We start from the raw sequence: 19,123 nt of genomic DNA, 5'->3' as shown, positions 1-19,123 counted from the left end.
TATTGAGAGCGTCCCCCATACGTCCCCCATATCTTCCATTGTGAAATAAATTCGTTTACAATCATAAATGAACGAAGGTATCCTGACCCCGGGTGTTGCGCGAAAAGATACCATCGCTTGTAATAAACCTGAAACATTATATATCCGTAGTTGAGCTGTTTGTTGCTCCTATTCATTTCTTGCCCAAACGAAAGCCACCGTTCACTCACCACACCCTATCCAAATCGTGTTGAATGACAGATCGTTATAAGCATCTGGGGAAAAAGGCCGTAAAAAAAGGGGGAGGGGGAAATGAAACGATTGATTGTAATCCTTGGCGTAGCATTTTTTGTTATTTTTACAACCGCAGCACATGCGGAAACATTTTTCCATAACTTTTATTTCATTGGATTATGGCAAGGGATCGATCCAGATGATGGCTCTGAGGTGCAACGTTCAATAACGTTGAATGAAGACGGGGTCTTTCAAATAGTCGGATATGAAACATTCTATAGTGGATGTGAAGGTGGAAGGGGCGTCGTTACAGCTACTGGTGTTTTTGAGAACGGCGTTATACTCTGTGAAGACTTTACACTTACCTGTCTTGAAGATGAACTGGGACCATTTTCAGTTCCCGTTAAATACGTGCCAGATAGACTGAATGGGACATTGCAGGAAACCTATTTGAATAGCTCTTTTCAACCAGAAGTCCTTCACAAGATAAGCAATCGATAATCAAATAGTCAAACCCCCAGATGCTTTTTCACCGTATAGGCCATATCCTCATCCAGTTCAGTGCCTGACAGCCATTCCAGATAATCCCTTGGAATCTCAGAAAATGGCATCCCCTTATGCTTACCGAAGGGCATACGTGGTATCAGGATCGGGTTGTTGCTTATCTTGATCATTTCATGATTCGGGTTGCGCAGTCCGTTTGCCACGAACTTAGCATGGATCCTCCAGGACACAGATTCCAGGACCAGGATGTCCCCAAGGGCATCATGGGCCGTGGCATTGATCTCAAGTCCCAGATAGGATCGGAGGTACTGAAGATTAGACTTGGAAATGTTACCGGCACTATTCCTCCCCCTTCTGCGGACCGGACCGGTTAAACGGGCATAATTTTTTCTCCTGCATGTTCATTTCGAACCGGGCATTATGGGCAGCGAAGATATAATTTATGTCGCTGGCAAATTCCCGGAATCTGGCGCGGGCATCACTTAAAGAAAGGGCGATTTGTCCGCCACCATCTTTTCAGTGAGGGGGTGAAAGTCCATGGCATCGGTGGATGGGCTTGCCTGGATTCAACCGTGCGCAGACGCCTGGGCCATTTTTCGGCTCGAAGGGGATCCGGCAGCGCCTGTCGTCTGGACCGCTGCCGATGGTTTCTGCGTGGGGATAAGTCAACATAAATGACTTCAAACGGCGTTTCTTTGAAGACGTTGACTGCCCCTGGGAATCCTTTCTTCAATCGGACTGTCAAACTTCACTGCAAAACCTTTGTCCTGGGACCGAACCACAGTGCCCAGAACGCTGGGCTTTTGGTCGAAGGCGATAATCGGGAATCGAAGCGTTATTCTCTGTCCATCGATGATATCCCGCCGCGTGTAAATGAAAATGCCTCCAGCACTTACGTTACCGATTAAATCGCGATAAGTTCCGGACTTAACGGTGTACTTCGCACTGAATAGTGCGGTGTGCCGTTGATATTCACGTCTGTTAGGACTGTTGCCCATTTGTCTATTTCCTTCCAGATCCGGTTAAACGTGCAATTCCAGTTTTAATGGTAACTGTCATGGACAATATTTGGGAACCGGGTAAAGATGGAATACCAGGCAGCGATCCTGCTGCTTATGCTGCTGGATAATCCACCAGTTTCAATCTTCTTGGTGACGTCCCTTGCAAGCACCTCCTTTTCCAACGCTGTATGCAATTATTTTTCAGGCCTGAACCGAGACCATGGGTGCTGTTCCATTTCCGGGATTTATCCGCCGTTGATCCTTCCCCGCAACTTGCCGGAACACTTGAACGTCACCACCCTTCGTGCCGCCAGGATCTTATCCTCACCGGTAGCCGGATTCCGGCCCCTCCGTTCCGCTTTTTCCTTGACACAGAATTTTCCGAAACCACTCACCAGCACATCATCACCAGATTCCAGGGATGCCTTGATCAGTTCAAGCAGGGTCTCTGTGACTTCAACGGATTGATTCTTGGGAAAGCCGAGTTGATTCTGCATCTGTTCGACGATGGTGTGTTTCGTTAATGCCATAAATGGATCTCCGGGTAAGTGGTCGGTGGGAATGATACCAAAATCTCAGAGATCGCAGCCCTTGTCAAGGGTTGGTTATTCTTGACAATCTGGTATGTGGAGGGATATGTCTCAGAATGTCTGCCGGATTGATACACTGCCGGAAATATAAAAGACACAGCATTGGACTGCCATGAGAGATTTCAGGCAGACTTGCGGCCTTCCAGGTACACCTGCTTATTATGCTTTTTACAATGGTGGCAGGGGACCAGATCCTGTGGTACCGGTTGGTGTGACTGGCAAACCCGAGCACCGAATCGTCAAGTGCTTTTTAGAATCTGGTCGGTGGGAGAAGGAGATGCTGCCATCTGTTGTCACTGTTGACGGCATTGGCCCCTGCAGCCGTTTCAGGGGCATGGAGTGCCGTGATTCATGAACCTGGTGACCAGGACGTTTACCTGAAAATGGCTATGGGCGAGTGAGAAATACCTGCTGGGTGTGGCGTGAGGACGGGGCGCTGATTGCCAGTTACCAAACAACTGTCGAGGTCCCAGGCGAATGAAAAAATCAATCACATTGGTTCCGGTTTTGTTTTTGATGGCTTTTTCCATGCAAGCGTGGGCCTGGCACGATGAAACGCACCTTGCTATAGCTAAAGCGGCAGGGTACGAAAAGTGGTACAACGCAACCGGCGCCGACATGGTTAAACTGAAGGCCGGCAACATTGAAAACAGGAACCACCACGTGAACAACAAACCGGGGACCATTGTGACCCCCAGGATGGTTCTGAGCCAGGTACGCCTTTACAACAGGTCCGGTGCCCTCAATGGGCACCTCTACGGTGCGATTCTGGGCGCCATCAGGGAGTACCGGACCACGACACGACAGGATAAATACGCTGAATACCATCTGGCATTCTGCGCCCACTACGTCGGGGATCTCAGTCAGCCGCTGCACAATACGCTGTACAACGATTACAACAAACGGAACCACGTTGCCACCGACGCTGTCATCAACGGGGAAGTCCTTTACAAGTTGCCGCTGATCGAAGTTTATCCGATTGTTATTCAGTCCGAGGACGATCTTGCCCAGGAGGTCGCCAGGATTGCCAATCTGTCGCTGAATCTGGGATACCAACTGGAAAAGGAGGGCCGGATGATTTCCAGGCAGGAGGCTTATGTGCAGATCGGCCACAGTGCGTCTTTGTTCAGAGGGATTCTGAGGTGGCTGGGTAAGTAGGTGCTGGGGGGCGAAAATCAGTTGATCGGAAATCCAGGAACGATGCCATCTTTAATTTTTTAACGCCTTGCACGGCTCAACATAAATCCCATTCGGCTGACTTTCAGATAACGATGATGTTGCTCCGCCCGGCGATACCTGCTCCTGTTAACGGTATTGATTTTTCTGGAGTTGCAAGCGATCAAGTGGTGCTTATTTTGTATGTGGAAGCCGACTGCGGGTTCATGATCGGTTTATCCAATGGGTGCGCTGGGGCAGATCTGGAAACAGGCCTGCCCTTTCTATTGATAACATCTCACCCGGTGAGTCTCCCGTAAAACCTTCCTGATCCCGGGCATGACATCCTTTCTCATTTTGTCATCTTTTCCATATTGACCGCCTACAACAGACATTCAAGGCATACCGGAGAGTGAGGAAATCTCATCGGCAAGCTGTGCTATGCTGGATTTTTTTAGGAACCCATCATGAGCTTTCCGATCCTCAATTCCCTGGTACCGCATCGTGATGGACGCACTGCTGTATGGGTAGAATTACCCATGGGCAACCTTAAAATTGGGTAGTGATACCAATTGCTTCTGTCCAAAAGGTCTTATATGGATGGATTAACATGATATTTTAGCTAATTGGCTTAGCCACGGGAGGGCAATTCAGTCCAACAAAGTTGACGGGTGCGCTTCTTTAAACCAAACAGGGTTGCTCCGCGTGGTGACAGGGGCCGGCCATAAGGCCGGCTTCCTTTGTTTTCTGCAGTTAAAACTTGTTCAGCATCGACACTCACCGCCCCCTGTCAGGTAAATAAGGGACGTTCTCAATATATAGACTTTAAATATTTCCTCAGGGCTGGCCAAGTATCCTTATTGCGGACACCGGGCGTTAATGGGCCAAAGGGATTGTCCATGGCAAAATACAGCGCATGTGCTCAGGCAGTCCGGCAATACGGTTAAGGCGGCAAGGCAGAAATATCAGAATTTTGTTGCCAGCGGTATTTTAACGGGCCAACGTATACATGAAGGGCGACGAACGGATTTCAGGTGATAGCGATTTTGTCGCGCAGGTGCTTGATACGGCCCGGGAAGCCTATCATCACAAACAGCTTTTACGGGCCAAGGGAATCGATACGGATGCCGTGGCCCGATACGTTGCCGATCTTTTTAAATATCGAAGAAAAACGAATCCGGGCGCCCGGAAAAAACCGGTTGACCGTAAAAGCCCGCAGCCTTTTTTGTTGCTGGTCTGTTGACCTGTTGGGTGTGAGCATGTCATCTCTTGCACGGCAATTAGGCCTGTCGATTACATCTGTCAGCCATTCGGTGGAACGCGGCAGGCGGATCGCCGCTGAAGAAAATCTGTCGCTTGATCAGACAAAACTTTAAATATTGAGAGCGTCCCTCATTTCATGAAAACAGAATTCGGACCGGATTACGCCAGTGTCGGGGATAAGGGGTTTATTCCCAAATACCATGCCCGCTGCCATTGCGGTGCGGTCGCGTACGAGGTGTGTGCGGATCCCGTGGATGCTAAAATCTGCCACTGCCTGACCTGCCAGAAACTGCACGGGGCGCCCATGCAGTGGGCGGCGATTTTTCACAAGCGGGACGTGAGAATAACGGCAGGGATCGATCACCTCCGGTTCTTCAACAGCGAACGCCTTGAGTATGATCGAATCCTGCCTTGCAAAGTCAGTTGCGGCCGCTGTGGAACGCCGATCGCCGACGAAGGCCGCCGGATGTGGCTCGCCTTTCCATCCCTTTTCGACTTCGGGCATATCTCCAGGATACCGGCGTCCTTCAAGCCCACCTGCCACATCTTCTATGGCCTGCGGGTTGTCGACATCAACGACAATCTGCCCAAGTGGTCCGGGCATAAAAATTACTCAGACCGCATGTGATCGATCCTTCCGGGCGGGCGATGCGCTTGCCATCGGTTTCGACCGGATGGCCTGTGCTCAGTATTCTTTCGGAGATCGATCCGCCAAGCCCAAAGCGGTCGCCGGCGGATCACAGCGCCGCAGGAAGGAAGACCAGCGTTCCGGCTTGAAGCCGGCTGAAGTCTTTTATCTTGTTGCCGCTCAGGATCTGCCCGGGTGGCAGGAAGTAAAGGGTTTTCCGGTCTTTGTAGCCGGTGCCGGCGATGCGATAGGCCGATCGGTCCTTGCGTACCGGAAACGGCCCCTGGTAGCCGATGATCAATCGGGTCTTGGCCGGCAGATCGTCCCAATCGGATATCATCGAACCATTTTTTATCCGGCCTGAGGGGAGAAAATAGATGGTCGTCCTGTGGTTGTAAGATCTTCCCGCCAGGGACCATGCCGTGTTGCCGTCCGCAATGGTCTTCACCGGCCCCGCGCTTCTCAGTCCGTCCAGGCTGGCCGTCTGGTTGAGCAGGACCACCGTTTTGGCCGGTATCCGGTTCCAGCCGACCCCGGCCGTGATCTGATCGCCGCTGTACAGGCGGCCGTCAGGAAACCGGTATACGGTTGACCTGCTGTCGAAATCCTCGCCGGCGATCAGCCATGCGGTATTTTCCCTGGAAATGAGATTGCCTTCATCGACTTCGCCAACCTTTGCCCGGCGGCCGTAGAATACTTTGGCCAACTGGGCATCGGCCATGAGCCGCCCGGCGCGCACATCGGGATCATGGCTCCAGGTCGGCCCCAGACCAGCCCTGGCGCGGATAAAGTTTTTGGCGCAGCGTTTGCGTCCGCGATGGTCGCGTTTATGCCAGCGGTTGGGCCGGCCGTAGGCAATCTGGCTGTGGGTCAGCACGGCCCGGTCATCCAGGCGGTAAACACCCTTTAAAATGTCGATCAGCAGGCCCACCGACCGATACTGCCGGTCGGTGATGGGCGCGTAATGATAGCCGACCAGTTCGATGCCAATCGACATCCGGCTCAGGTCGGTCTGGCCGTTCCACATGCTGCGGCCGGCATGATCGGCCACCCATTGCTTGTCCATGATGCGATACGTGCGGCCGTTGCGGGCAATCACATAGTGGGTGTGCCCCCCGAAGGTGCGTCGGCCATTGCGAAAGTGTTTTCCCTTGGAGACGACCCTCAGCGTGTATTCCAGCCCGAGTTCCGAGGTGTGGACAATGATGTAGCGCGTGCTCTTGCGTTTGACCTTGTTGAATCCGGGGTTCAACCGCGGGCGGTAATCGACGATGGAACGCTGAAACCTGTCGCGCTCCGTCCGGGAAAAGGCGTTGGACAGGGACGGCGTGATAAAAAAAAGGGCTGTGCAGACCGCCGCCGCCAGCATGATCCGTTTATGGCACCCAAACAAAAATGTTGTCATCGCGAGGCATCTATACGAAGAGGCCACGCCGGCTGTCAACCGGTGAACCGCAATTCGGGTTGATCGGGGGGCAAAAACCGGCGGTCAGTCCCTCGACGGTGAAACCCCTCGGCCTTACCTCTCCCGCCTGACCGCCGGCCGGCCGTCAGCAACCATCGGCCGGCCGGCCATGGCATGGGATATCGTTTTGTCCCTGCCCTTGGGGGGCATCTTCCGGTTCCGCCCGAGGCGGCCGTCAGCCGGGAATGAGCCCGAGCCCATCGTCAACGGGACTCTCGTCTTTCTCCGCGGTTTTCTTCCTGCCGCCAAGCGTTGCCGGCAGCTTGATCCGTTTACTCCAGGGCTGGGGGCATTCGGCGGGCTTCATCTCGGTCACCTGCGCCGCGCATGACTGAAAGGCGGTTTTCAGGTTGTTTATCTCCCGGCGCATCTTGAGCCGGTCGTGGTAAAATGAGACCGACGCCAGCACGATGCCGGCCAGGAAGAAGAAAAGGACCTGGGTGGCATTGGCAATGGACACCCTTCCGGATTCGGTAAAGAGCAGGTTCAGCGAAAGGTGCTGTTCGCTCAGGTAAAATTCGCGATTCTGATAAAAGATCAGGCCCATTGCGAACACAACCGCGGTGTAAATGATCATTCTTGTTTTCATTGCAGACCTCCATATTGAGGGCTTTTTATCCAACCTTGGCGACATCATCGGTCGGGCTGCACGTCGCCATCGGGCCGGGTGGTTCAAATTCGACCAGTTCGACATACGCGGAAGGGGGGCCGCCCCGAATCGGGCAGGCCGCCGGCAGCTGGTTCAGGATTACCGCTCCGGTCCGGCGGCAGACGAAATAGCGTATCTTCTTTTTGCAGTCATGAGCCTTACCGGTTATTTCCAGCAATGTTAACCCTGCCTCGCCTGGTTGCCGTACCCGCAGCGACCGGGCTGTCGTGAAATGCGGCTGCGCTGTACCGAGGCTGTGGCCATGTGCAGTAACGGTCATTCCAATCCGACAGCATTCCCGTCCTGCGTGATTCTTTCCAAAGTGCGTGCCACCTTTGCAGATTGACCTTTGAAAGGGTATAACTGTCTAAAAGAATTATCATAAATGTCTTTTTCGCAAAATCGGAAGGGGCCGGGCCAATGGGGACGCCGGGGGAATTCACGCGGGGTGTGGCGCATATGCGTCAGCATGACCCCATGTCACCGCCCGATACGATTGATATGTCCTGAATCTATGCTAAAAAATGAAAATTGACTTGCATTTTTTCTTTTGCGTGATATGGCATTGCTATCATGAAGGTCCGTCGGTGTTGGCGGTCCGGTTTCTTGCTAAAGGATTGATCCATTTGTCACCATGACTCCTGAAGTTTGAAGCAATGATTAATTTTTTTATCGGTAGGAGGAAGTTTGCATGGCAACTGGTATTGTGAAGTGGTTTAATGACAGCAAAGGTTTTGGTTTCATCGAGCAGGAAGACGGACCGGATGTTTTCGTTCATCATTCGGCAATCAACGCCACCGGATTCAGATCTCTCAACGAGGGAGACCGGGTCACCTTTGACATTGAGCAGGGTCCCAAGGGTCCTGCCGCAGCCAACGTGACTGTGGTCTGACACTTCGTTTTTCATTTTAAAAGGGGACCCCTTCAACGGTTTGAAGGGGTCCCCTTTTTTTATTCACCGACCGATGACGGTCCCGTCGCGTTTTCAGCCCTTGTAATGCCCGCATGGACAAAGCAGGATTGCCCGCCGTCGGGCATGACGGCCACGTACCTTAAGATCGCTCATCCCCCGTGGCTGCGCGAGTAGGCTGAGGGGGCGGGGGGGACCCATCCAGCCAGTCGCTTCGGATCGGGCTGCCAGATCTCGACCTTCAGCGGGTAACAGGCCGCCCTGTCGCTGGAGTGCTCCGCTGCGCAATTGCCGCCGGGACAGGCGGACAGTGCGCCCAACAGGTCGATTTCGGCGAAAAATTCAAGGAAGTCGCCGGGACGAACGGGACTTGCCTTCATGAAATACTGGTGGGTGTCATGGGTGAACCCCGTGCACATGAAGACGTTGAGCACGTCGTGCACGTGGGCCTCGGCCTGGTCGAGAGGCAGCCCGGTTTCGGCGGCCAGGGCACGGATCAGGTTGGAATGGCAGCACTGGTGATAGTCCCGGCCGCTCAGCAACCGGCTCGTATAGGGATCGCAGCGGGTGCCGATCACGTCATGCACACCGGCGCCAAAAGCATCGAACCCATACCAGTCGAGCGTGTCACAGGTGATCGTCGCCATGGGGCGCATGTGGGGAAAGCTGCTCCACATCCGGTCGCCGGTGCTCAGGTGGGTGCCATGCAGGGCGCGGGTCTTGCCGCTGTAAAACCGTTCCGACAGGTCATCCGCCGCCCAGAGGTTCAGGTCGCCCACCTGGGGGCCGTCCACGCTGATGATCCGGAAAAAATTTCCCGCCGGTACGCGAAACGTCCGGGCGCTGCGAGGCGGGACCACCACCGCGTCACCAAATTCCATCGATCGGCGGGCGGCGGCATAGGTGTCCATGTCCGCCGGAGGCAGGCTTTCGACCGGATAGCAGATCACGGGCTGGACCGCCTTGCGGTCGTCGGCATCGGCCGGGGCCTGGTGTCGGGGGGTGCGTTTCATCGGTCACCTCTAAGGTCGGGGGCGGTGCAACTCGTCCCAGGGGCACGGCCTGCGGAAACATGAAGGCTCCCATCTTTCCTTTCTTCGACCCTGTCCCCTGGTTTAAACCGCCGGGTTCGTACGTCAGGGCAGCCGGTAAATCACGCCGCCCCAGGTGAGTCCGGCGCCCAGGCCGATGAACATCACATTGTCCCCGGACCCGAGCATCCCTTTTTCCATCAGTTCGTCAAACGCAATGGGAATCGTGGCCGCGGTTGTATTTCCATAGCGCTGAATGTTGTTGAACATTTTCTCCACAGGGATATTCATGCGCTCCCTGAAGGATTCATTGATCCGCAGGTTGGCCTGATGGGGGACAACCATGTCGAGATCCGCCAGTTGCATGCCGGCCCTGTCAAGAAGCTCCCGGGCCACTTTCGGCAGCCGGGTGACCGCCAGTTTGAAAACGGTCTTTCCGTCCATGTAAGGGAAATACTCCTGCCGGGCCTGGACCTCGGCATTCATGACCGGACCGCTTTTCCGGGAGGGCACCCCCACCCGAAGCACACCGGCATATTTCCCGTCCGCATGAAAGACCGAGGCCAGAATACCGGCCGCCTGGTCTGCCTCCCGGGCCTGGATGCAGACCGCGCCGGCACCGTCCGCAAAAATGACGGCGGTATCGCGGTTCTGCGTGTTCAGTTCCAGAAACCGGCTCTGGGTTTCGGCCCCGACCAGCAGGATCCGCTGGGCCTTGCCGCTTTTGACGTATGCATCGCACAATTCCAGTCCATGCAGAAAGCCGGTGCACTGCTGGCGAATGTCGAGTGCCGGGACTTTCCCAGCCCCCAGTTTGTGCTGCAGGATGACACCTGAACCGGGCACGTAGACATCCGATGTCATGGTGGCAAAGACGATCAGATCCAGATCGGCGGGTTGCCAGGCGGCTCTTTCCAGTGCGATCCTCGACGCTTCGAGGGCCAGGTCCGACGTGCCCACCGCATCATCCGCGTTGACCCAGTACCTGGCCTCGATCCCCGTGCGTTGGCGAATCCATTCATCCGAGGTGTCCATCAGGCCGGTCAAATCGTCATTGGACACGTGGCGATCGGGTACGTACCTGCCGGTGCTTTTGATTATCGACTGTTTCATCATGGCAAGATCCAACGGTTGCGGGCGAAATCATGATGCCGAGGCCAGGCCGGATCAGCCGGCCCCTTTCGCCGGATTGATATTGACTGCAGGTGGTGAGGAAGAATATATCATTTCATCCCCTGGCCGCCGCGGCAACAGATGCCAGACGGATTCAACGGATAACCCTGCGGCTACACCTACCTGATCCTCAGGGCACAATCAAGTCGGATGTTTCCCGAGATTCCAGCGCCGATCCGGTTCGGGCGGGCAATGACGGGGCCGCGTCATCTTTTTCCAAGCCGACCGCAGCAGGCACCGAAGCCCGTCTCCGGCCAGAACAAGCAGCCAGATTAAACTTGACTTACCGGGGACGGGTTTTCTATATAAATTATGAGAATAAGACCATAACAAGCACTTCATCCGATCTGCCTGCGAACGGGGAAGCGGGCCGCCGGCTGAAACGGCAGGTTGTATTCTGACTATGGACACTCGATCGAATCGCATCGATGAGAAAAAGCCGGGTGTTCCCGACCAGGGAAAAGCCGGCTTTTTTTTCGGGCCCGCTGCCCGGTTCCTGACCGATGGCGGGTGGCAGGGGGGCCTGATCCGACATCGGAATGATGAACGGTGGCTTCCGTCCCGGGCATCACCCGTCCGAGGGCAACGGCCCTGACAAATTTTTTTATGGCGCTTTTTCCATCAATACAGGAGGGGAACCCGATGGCTTTCAATGACAAGATTCTGGAAAAGAGTATTGACCCGGCGGTCCACCAGATGCTCGACCGGGCCGACCAACTCGGCATGGAGACGGTCTGGGACCGCTATGAGAAAATGCTTCCCGAGTGTGGCTTCGGAGAACTGGGGGTCTGCTGCCGCAACTGCAACATGGGCCCCTGCCGGATCAGCCCCTTCGAAGACGAAGGGCCCCAGCGGGGCATCTGCGGGGCCACGGCCGACATCATCGTGGCCCGCAACCTCATTCGCATGATTGCCGGCGGCGCGGCGGCTCATTCCGATCACGGCCGCGACCTGGCCCACACCCTGTTGCTGACCGCCGAGGGCAAGAGCGGCGGATACGAGATCAGGGATGAAACCAAGCTGGCCGCCCTGGCCGAAGAATACGGCATCCCTACCGCGGATCGCAGCAAGGAAGAGATCGCCCTGGACCTGGCGCGGGCGGTGTATGCCGAATTCGGAAAACAGGAGGGGCCCCTGCAGTTCACCCGCCGGGCGCCGCAACAACGGGTGGACCAGTGGCACAAAATGGGCATCGATCCGCGGGGCATCGACCGGGAGATCGTTGAGATCATGCACCGCACCCACATCGGCGTGGACAACGACGCGGTCAACCTGATCCTGCAGGGTCTCAAGGCATCCATTGCCGATGGCTGGGGCGGTTCCATGGTGGCCACCGAGATTTCAGACGTGCTCTTCGGCACACCGGAACCGGTGCGTTCCGAGGCCAACCTGGGGGTGCTCAAAGCGGACCACGTCAACATCGTGGCCCACGGGCACGAACCGGTGCTGTCCGAGATGATCCTGGCCGCGGCCGGCGATCCGGCGCTGGTGGCCCGGGCCGAAGCCGCCGGCGCCAAAGGCATCAATGTGGTGGGCATGTGCTGCACGGGCAACGAGATCATCATGCGCCACGGCATTCCCATGGCCGGAAATTTCATGCAGCAGGAACTGGCCATCATCACCGGGGCCGTGGACGCCATGATCGTGGATGTGCAGTGCATCATGCCGGCCCTGGGCGACCTGTGCGAATGTTTCCACACCCGGTTTATCTCCACCTCGCCCAAGGCCAAGTTTCCGGGGGCCGTGCACAAGCAGTTCAACGAGGAAGACGCCCTGTCCATCGCCCGGGAGATCGTGGGCTCGGCCTTGGACAACTACGCCAACCGGGTCCCTGAAAAGGTCTTCATCCCCGACGAGAAAACCGCCTGCATGGTCGGCTTCAGCGCCGAGGCCATCATCAAGGCCCTGGGGGGAACGCTCGACCCGCTGCTCGATGCCATCAAGTCCGGCGCGATCCGGGGCATTGCCGGGGTGGTGGGGTGCAACAACCCCAAGATCAGGCACGACGAGGGCCACGTCGGCCTGGTGCGCGAGCTGATCAAAAACGACGTCCTGGTGGTGACCACCGGGTGCAACGCCATAGCCTGTGCCAAGGTGGGGTTGATGCTGCCCGAGGCCGCCGAAGACGCCGGCAGCGGCCTCAAAGGGGTTTGCCAGGCCCTGGGTGTGCCGCCCGTACTGCACATGGGCTCGTGCGTCGACATCAGCCGCATCCTGACGGTCTGTGCCGCCGTGGCCAATGCCCTGGGCGTGGATATCAGCGACCTGCCGGTGGCCGGGGCGGCGCCCGAGTGGATGAGCGAGAAGGCCGTCAGCATCGGGGCCTACGTGGTCTCATCGGGGATTTTCACGGTTCTGGGAACGGTGCCGCCGGTTCTGGGCAGCCCCATGGTGACCGAGGTGCTGACCCAGGCAGCCAACGACGTGGTCGGGGCGGCCTTTGCCGTGGAAACCGACCCGGTGAAAGGCGCCGGCCTGATGATCGCCCACATGGATGAAAAGCGCAAAGCGCTGGGCATCTAAAACCAAGAGGAGGAGGTCATGTCTCAGCCCAAGGAAATATTCGTCAGGACGGATCGCTGTGTGGGGTGCCGTTCCTGTATAACGGCATGTGCAGTGGAACATTCCGCGAGCAAGACCCTGTTCGGCGCCATCGCGGAAACCCCGCGTCCCAAGAGTCGCGTATACGTGGAGTGGGTGGCGCCGGACCGCAAGGTCCCGCTGGTCTGCCGGCACTGCGAGGACGCGCCGTGCATGCATGCCTGTATCAGCGGCGCCATTCACCGCGATGCCGACGGGGTCGTGCGCACCGACACGGACAAGTGCATCGGCTGCTGGACCTGTGTGATGGTCTGCCCCTACGGGGTCATCGGCCGGCACCTGGAGGCCCACAAGGCCTATCGCTGCGACCGCTGCCCGGACCGGGATATTCCCGCCTGCGTCAGCGCCTGCCCCACCGGTGCGCTGGTCTATCAAACGGTGCCCGACTATTCCGAAACGGTTCGCCAGCACGCCTCCAGGGAACTGCTCAAGGCGGAAGGGGGCTGATATGGCTCGACAGCAGAGTCGATATGTGATCGTGGGGGGCAGTGCGGCCGGTATGGCGGCTGCCCAGGCCATCCGTGAGCGGGATCCCCGGGGCGTGATCACAGTGTTGTCAGAAGAAGCGGATGAACCCTATTTCCGTCCCCTGATTCCGTTTCTGGTCTCTGGAAAAAAACAGGCCGGTGAAATGACCCTGGCCGGCTGCGGCCCCTACACCGGGGCGGACATCCACGTGCGGACCGGTGCGCGGGTGGCCTCGGTGGATGCCGCCGGCCGCAGCGTCGCACTGGAAGACGGCAGTCGCCACGGATATGAAAAGATCCTCTTCGCCACCGGCAGCCGGCCCCATGTGCCGCCTGACATTGAAGGCACCCGCGCCGAGGGGGTCTTTGCCATGCGGACCCTGGCCGACGCGCGCCGCATGGCCCTGCGCATCGACCGAACCGACCACGCCGTGATGCTGGGCGGCGGGCTGCTGAACCTCAAAGCCGCCTTCGCCCTGCTGGAACGGGGGGTCAAGGTGACCCTGGCGGTCTACTCTCCCGAGGTGCTCAGCCAACTCATGGAGCCCGATGACGCGACCCTGATCCGCAAGGCCCTGGACGCCGCCGGCCTGTCCATCCTGACCGGTGTGGCGGCCACCGGGATCGTGTCCGACGCCACCGGTGTCACCGGGGTGGCCCTGGACAATGGGCACACGCTGGCCTGCCAGATGGTCTGCATCGGCAAGGGCGTGCGGCCCAACGTGGAATTTCTGGCCGGCAGCGGGGTCCGGGTGGCGGGAGGCATCGTGGCGGACCGCTACGCGGCTGCCAGCCTGCCGGGAACATACGCCGCCGGTGATGTCGCCGTGACCCGCGACCCGGTTACCGGGGCGCCGGTGATGACGGCCCTGTGGACCAATGCGGTGGAGATGGGCCGCTGCGCCGGCCTGAACATGGCGGGTACCCCAACGGCCTACGGCGGCACCTTCGGCATCCTCAACGCCACCCAGGTGGCCGACGAACCCTTCGTGGCCATGGGGGTGGTCCACACCGCGGGCGGCGACTATGAAATTCACCGCAAGGCCACGGCGACCACCTTCCGCAAGCTGGTGTTCGATGCGGCCGGCCGCCGGCTGGTGGGCGGCGTTTTCGTGGGCGACATCACCAATGCCGGGCTATACCGCACCGTAATCCGGGAACGGATGGACGTGACCGCAGTCAAGCGCCAGATCATCGACCACACCCTGCACTACGGGCATTTCATGCCCTAACCCCCGCCTGGGGGGATTCGGCTGCGCAAGGGGCGCACAGTGGTGGATGTCCATGGCATCGGTCGACCCTGCGCAAAAGGGTAAAAAATTTCATATTATTGACGAGGATTCATAATAAATATTTCCCCTATTACCTACCTGAAATTCTGAAGGGTGATAACTATAAGAAATAGCAGTATATAATTAATATTGATATCCTGGTATGTTTTTTGCTTTTTCAGGATTCTCGATCTGGTTTTCGCAGAATTCAGCAACTCAAACGATCAGGACCATTCCTTGCCGCGCGCTCGTAGCCACTGTGTGTCTGCCACATGTCCCGCCCCCGGGTGGCGGTTCCCCGTCACCTGCCTTCAGACGACCAACACAGGGTGCCCTGTGCCAGCGCCTTCCCTTACCGGCCGAATCTTCAGTTTCAAGCCGGGGTGCGCACATCCCGTCACCCGGACGATGGTGGACAAGGTCCTTCTTCTCTTTGTTTTCCCGCCGGCCCGTGCCGGCGTCCGATACCTGTTGAAATGGCGGGCATGGCCGTCGCGCCGGTGTCTCAGCCCTACATATATGCAGCGATCATGGAGGTGGCCCTGTGCATGATCGCCTTCGTTTAACAGCTGTCTCAAACATGTTTTTCGACACCATTTCAGCGTGGTTGGCGGGTTTCATGCCCCCGCTAAATTGGCGTATGCCCGCGGGTTGAACCCCGGCCGTGCGTTGACCCTGGGCCACAACCTGTTTTTGAGACGGCTGATGCCGGTTCCACGGCGCCAACCTAAACTAAAAGGAGATTGCGATGCCAGGTCGAGTTGTCTGCTACCAAAGAAACGCTGGGTTGAGGATGGCTGCAGCAGTGAAAACGGCGGTTATGTCCGTCTTGATCGTGTCCCTCATTTTATCTGCCGGTGCCGACGGTTTCGCCGCGACCTGGTTTGTGCGTTCGGATGTCGCCGAGTCGGGTGACGGCACCAGCTGGGAGGGCGCCTTTGCCGGTGTGGCCGAGGCGGTGGCCGCCGCGTCAGCCGGTGATGATGTCTGGGTGCAGGCGGGGCGCTACCTGCCGTCTTCGACGATTTATCTGAGCAAAGCCATTGCCGTCCTGGGCGGTTTCACCGGCAACGAAACCGATGCCGACCAGCGGAATTTCGCCGCCAATGAAACCATCCTGGACGGCGGCGGAGCCATCAGGATACTGCAGGTCAGTGCCTCGGCAACCCTGGACGGGCTGACGATTACCAACGGGAGTGCCAACAGAGCCGGAGCCATGTGGATTTCCGGTGGTTCGCCAATCTTTCAAAATTGCATGATCACCCATAACCAGTCGACGGAATCCGATACATCAAGTGTCGGGTACAACGGCGGTGGTGCCGCCTACGTATTGTTCGCCACGCCCACCTTCAACAACTGCGTCTTTGCCCACAACACAGCCCTGGCATTCGGAGGCGCGGTAAATGCCTACAACGGCTCGGCACGCTTCATCAACTGCACCTTTACCCGCAACATCGCATACTCCGGCGGTGCCTTCTACATACAGGGGTACACCGGCACCAAGCACGCGCTCTACAACTGCATTTTTTGGGGAAATACGGGGGGCAGCCGGCCAGACGTGGAGGTAAAATATGCGTCGACAGATGGGCCGGAGGGAAGCAACAATTGTTGTGCCGGCTATTATCTCGGTGACGCCCAGGTTTACACGGACCCGCTCCTGATCGATCCGGACAACGGCAACTACCATATCGGCCCCGGTTCCTCCTGCATCGACCAGGGGACCTCGTCGACGACCCTGCTGGCCGTGGACGTGGACGGGGACGCCCGCCAGCTGGACGGCGATGCCAACGGCTCTGCAGTGGTCGATATCGGCGCCGATGAATACGATCCCAGTCAGGTGTTCTTCGCCGATTTCTATGTGGACGGGCTTGACGGCGATGACGGCAATGACGGCACCACCTGGGCCACGGCCAAGGCCAGCCTGCAGGCGGCCATCGATGCGGCCACTGAAAATGACGAGATCTGGGTCCGGTCGCACACCTACGGGCTGTCGGCCGAGGTCGACGTGGACAAGATCCTGTTTGTCTACGGCGGTTTCGCCGGCACCGAGATACAGCGAGACAGCCGCGACTGGGTGGCCCGTCCCACCGTCATCGACGGTCAGGATACCGTTCGCTGCATGAACATGAATGCCGCCGCCACGGTGGACGGTTTCACCTTTACCCATGGCAGTGCGGTAAATGGCGGCGCGATCCTGGTTTCCGCCGATGGGGCCACCGTTGCCAACAGCAGCATACAAAACAGCAGCGCCACCGGCAGCGGCGGCGGGGTATACTGCAGCCGGACCACCAACCTCAACGGCTGCACCATCCTGAACAATACGGCCGGCGAAAACGGCGGCGGCATCTACACCATCTCCAGCAACAGCACGACCATCAGCGACTGCCTGATTTCAGGGAACACCACCAGTCGGAGCACGGACGGCGGCGGCGGCGGCATCTACAACGACGCCGGTTTTTCACCGCTGATCACCGGCTGCACCATCCGCGGCAACATCACGGCCGGCCACGGGGGCGGCATTCACAACAACGAGCGCAACGATGCCCGCATCAGCGGCTGCACCATCATCCTGAACAGCGCGTCGAAAAACGGCGGGGGCATCTACAGCGGGCAAAACAGCAGCATCAATTACGCCCGGCCGGAGATCACCAATTGCGTGATTGCCAACAATCATGCCGCCAGCGGCGGCGGGCTTTACAGCGACGAGGCCAGCGACACGGACATGATCAACTGCACCATCGCCGGCAACACGGCCAGCAGCCATGGTGCCGGGCTCTATCTGGCCTACCGCAACAGCTACGCCGCCGTCATGAACTCGATTTTCATGGGCAATGTGCTGGACGGCGGCGGATACAGCGACATTGAATTCGTTTATTACGACGGGATAGCCGGCTCCAGTTTCAACAACCTGAAACTGCTCTACAACAATTTTTCGATGCTCGATGCCAGCTGGCACAATGCCGGCGCCCCGCAAAAGATCGGCAACATGGCCGTCAGCCCCGATTTTACAGACTACAACGGGCCGGACGGCGATCCCCTTGCCGGTGGCGACAGCGACTATCATCTCAGCCCGGAGTCGGGTCTGCTGGACGTGGGCATCGAATCCTATGCCACTTACAGTCTGACGGCCCCCTGCGATGACCTGGAGGGGAATGAACGCCCCCAGGGCATGGGCTATGACCTGGGGGCCTATGAAACCCTCATTTCCACGCCGACCTATACCCTGACGGCCACGGTCTTCGGCGGCTTCGGTACGGTCACCCCTACCGGCGGCACCTATTATGACGGTACGGAGGTCCTTCTGACGGCCGAACCGGATGACGGCTACCAGGTGGCCGCCTGGAGCGGCACCAGCGACGACAATTCCACCGCCACAACCAATACCGTGGTCATGAATGGCCCCAAAACCGTCACCGTCAGCTTTGAAGGCATTCCGGCCACGACATACGACCTGACCGCAACCGTTTCCGGTGGAAACGGCACGGTGTCGCCCGCCTCCGGCACCTACGATGAGGGAGAGACCGTGACCCTCACCGCCACACCGGACACCGGCTATCACGTCATGTCCTGGAGCGGGACCGATGACGATAATTCCACCGCCACAACCAATACCGTGGTCATGGACAGCAACCAGACCGTTACCGTTCTCTTCTCCTGTACCGACCCCGACGACGCCGACACGGACGACGACGGCATCGCGGACGCGATCGAGGATGCCAACCAGAACGGTACGGTGGATGCCGGAGAAACCGATCCGTGCAATGCGGACACGGACGGAGACGGGCTGCAGGACGGTACGGAAGCCGGCTATACGCTGGCGGACATCACCGATGACACCGACACCGGTGTTTTTCAGGCCGACCTCGATCCGTTAACGACAACCGATCCGTTGGACGATGATTCCGACAGCGACGGCTGGCTCGATGGCCAGGAAGACACTAACCACAATGGCCGGGTCGACAGCGAAGAAACCGATCCGGGGGTTTCCGACGCAAGCGGCCGGAAAGCCATGCCATGGGTGCCCCTGCTGCTACTGGAGGATTAGGGCTATTTGCAAAGAAGACGGCGAGGCAGGGTCGATGATTTCGACCCTGCCTTTTTTTCGATTGCGGGGCAGGGATGTTTTGAGCGTGGCGGCCGTCCCTGGATGTCCAGGTCCCGTTTCTGACCCATGTAAGAGGCAGTGCCGTTGTTGATTCCCG

At 57.8% G+C, this 19,123-nt stretch carries 16 protein-coding genes; 9 read left to right on the top strand and 7 right to left on the bottom strand.

Features of this window, described 5'->3' with window-relative positions; translation table 11 throughout:
• Positions 1 to 291 precede the first annotated feature (291 nt).
• Positions 292 to 714 carry a hypothetical protein gene (locus tag DSCA_RS13660; RefSeq protein ID WP_155316953.1) on the top strand — a complete coding sequence of 141 codons (423 nt, stop codon included), beginning with the start codon at positions 292 to 294 and terminating at the stop codon, positions 712 to 714.
• An 8-nt stretch (positions 715 to 722) separates the two neighbouring features.
• On the opposite strand, the gene DSCA_RS13655 is transcribed toward DSCA_RS13660, so the two are convergent.
• The 3 genes from DSCA_RS13655 to DSCA_RS13645 all read right to left on the bottom strand — a co-directional run bounded on the left by DSCA_RS13655 (position 723) and on the right by DSCA_RS13645 (position 2,248).
• Positions 723 to 920 carry a putative quorum-sensing-regulated virulence factor gene (locus DSCA_RS13655; RefSeq protein WP_155316952.1) on the bottom strand — a complete coding sequence of 66 codons (198 nt, stop codon included), beginning with the start codon at positions 918 to 920 and terminating at the stop codon, positions 723 to 725.
• A 477-nt stretch (positions 921 to 1,397) separates the two neighbouring features.
• Complete coding sequence (locus DSCA_RS33205; protein WP_155316951.1) at positions 1,398 to 1,715, bottom strand: PilZ domain-containing protein; 318 nt, start codon at positions 1,713 to 1,715, stop codon at positions 1,398 to 1,400.
• Between the two features lie 248 nt (positions 1,716 to 1,963).
• Complete coding sequence (locus tag DSCA_RS13645) at positions 1,964 to 2,248, bottom strand: integration host factor subunit alpha (RefSeq protein WP_155316950.1); 285 nt, start codon at positions 2,246 to 2,248, stop codon at positions 1,964 to 1,966.
• A gap of 678 nt (positions 2,249 to 2,926) precedes the next feature.
• Here DSCA_RS13645 and DSCA_RS13640 point away from each other — a divergent pair.
• From DSCA_RS13640 to DSCA_RS13630, 3 genes are all read left to right on the top strand, one after another.
• A complete protein-coding gene (locus DSCA_RS13640; RefSeq protein WP_155316949.1) occupies positions 2,927 to 3,466 on the top strand; it encodes a hypothetical protein in 540 nt (179 codons plus the stop codon).
• Between the two features lie 1,121 nt (positions 3,467 to 4,587).
• Entirely contained in the window at positions 4,588 to 4,839 is a 252-nt protein-coding gene (locus DSCA_RS13635; RefSeq protein WP_155316948.1) for a hypothetical protein, read from the top strand.
• Between the two features lie 23 nt (positions 4,840 to 4,862).
• Complete coding sequence (locus tag DSCA_RS13630) at positions 4,863 to 5,354, top strand: GFA family protein (RefSeq protein ID WP_155316947.1); 492 nt, start codon at positions 4,863 to 4,865, stop codon at positions 5,352 to 5,354.
• A gap of 109 nt (positions 5,355 to 5,463) precedes the next feature.
• Here DSCA_RS13630 and DSCA_RS13625 read toward each other — a convergent pair whose 3' ends face one another.
• Positions 5,464 to 6,759 carry an N-acetylmuramoyl-L-alanine amidase gene (locus tag DSCA_RS13625; protein WP_231716483.1) on the bottom strand — a complete coding sequence of 432 codons (1,296 nt, stop codon included), beginning with the start codon at positions 6,757 to 6,759 and terminating at the stop codon, positions 5,464 to 5,466.
• A 235-nt stretch (positions 6,760 to 6,994) separates the two neighbouring features.
• Positions 6,995 to 7,408, bottom strand: a complete 414-nt coding sequence (locus DSCA_RS13620; protein WP_155316946.1) for a hypothetical protein — start codon at positions 7,406 to 7,408, stop codon at positions 6,995 to 6,997.
• 751 nt (positions 7,409 to 8,159) lie between these two features.
• On the opposite strand from DSCA_RS13620, the gene DSCA_RS13615 reads away from it, so the two are divergent.
• Positions 8,160 to 8,360, top strand: coding sequence for a cold-shock protein (locus DSCA_RS13615; protein ID WP_155316945.1), 201 nt, complete (start codon positions 8,160 to 8,162; stop codon positions 8,358 to 8,360).
• A gap of 170 nt (positions 8,361 to 8,530) precedes the next feature.
• On the opposite strand, the gene DSCA_RS13610 is transcribed toward DSCA_RS13615, so the two are convergent.
• Both DSCA_RS13610 and DSCA_RS13605 read right to left on the bottom strand, forming a co-directional pair.
• Positions 8,531 to 9,391 carry an urea carboxylase-associated family protein gene (locus DSCA_RS13610; protein ID WP_155316944.1) on the bottom strand — a complete coding sequence of 287 codons (861 nt, stop codon included), beginning with the start codon at positions 9,389 to 9,391 and terminating at the stop codon, positions 8,531 to 8,533.
• Positions 9,392 to 9,514: 123 nt separating this feature from the next.
• Entirely contained in the window at positions 9,515 to 10,525 is a 1,011-nt protein-coding gene (locus DSCA_RS13605; protein ID WP_331457163.1) for a beta-ketoacyl-ACP synthase III, read from the bottom strand.
• 699 nt (positions 10,526 to 11,224) lie between these two features.
• On the opposite strand from DSCA_RS13605, the gene cooS reads away from it, so the two are divergent.
• The 4 genes from cooS (at position 11,225) to DSCA_RS13585 (ending at position 18,966) form a co-directional block, all read left to right on the top strand.
• Complete coding sequence (gene cooS, locus DSCA_RS13600) at positions 11,225 to 13,105, top strand: anaerobic carbon-monoxide dehydrogenase catalytic subunit (protein ID WP_155316943.1); 1,881 nt, start codon at positions 11,225 to 11,227, stop codon at positions 13,103 to 13,105.
• An 18-nt stretch (positions 13,106 to 13,123) separates the two neighbouring features.
• Positions 13,124 to 13,630 (top strand): 4Fe-4S dicluster domain-containing protein, encoded by a 507-nt coding sequence (locus DSCA_RS13595; protein WP_155316942.1) that lies wholly within the window; start codon positions 13,124 to 13,126, stop codon positions 13,628 to 13,630.
• Position 13,631: 1 nt separating this feature from the next.
• Positions 13,632 to 14,882 carry an NAD(P)/FAD-dependent oxidoreductase gene (locus DSCA_RS13590; RefSeq protein WP_155316941.1) on the top strand — a complete coding sequence of 417 codons (1,251 nt, stop codon included), beginning with the start codon at positions 13,632 to 13,634 and terminating at the stop codon, positions 14,880 to 14,882.
• A gap of 844 nt (positions 14,883 to 15,726) precedes the next feature.
• Positions 15,727 to 18,966: an InlB B-repeat-containing protein gene (locus DSCA_RS13585; protein WP_167527766.1), complete on the top strand. Its 3,240-nt coding sequence runs from the start codon at positions 15,727 to 15,729 to the stop codon at positions 18,964 to 18,966.
• Positions 18,967 to 19,123 lie beyond the last annotated feature (157 nt).

This window comes from Desulfosarcina alkanivorans (genome assembly GCF_009688945.1).
Taxonomy (GTDB): domain Bacteria; phylum Desulfobacterota; class Desulfobacteria; order Desulfobacterales; family Desulfosarcinaceae; genus Desulfosarcina; species Desulfosarcina alkanivorans.
Note: the sequence above shows the minus strand (reverse complement) of the source record. Positions and strands in the feature narration are given on the sequence as shown.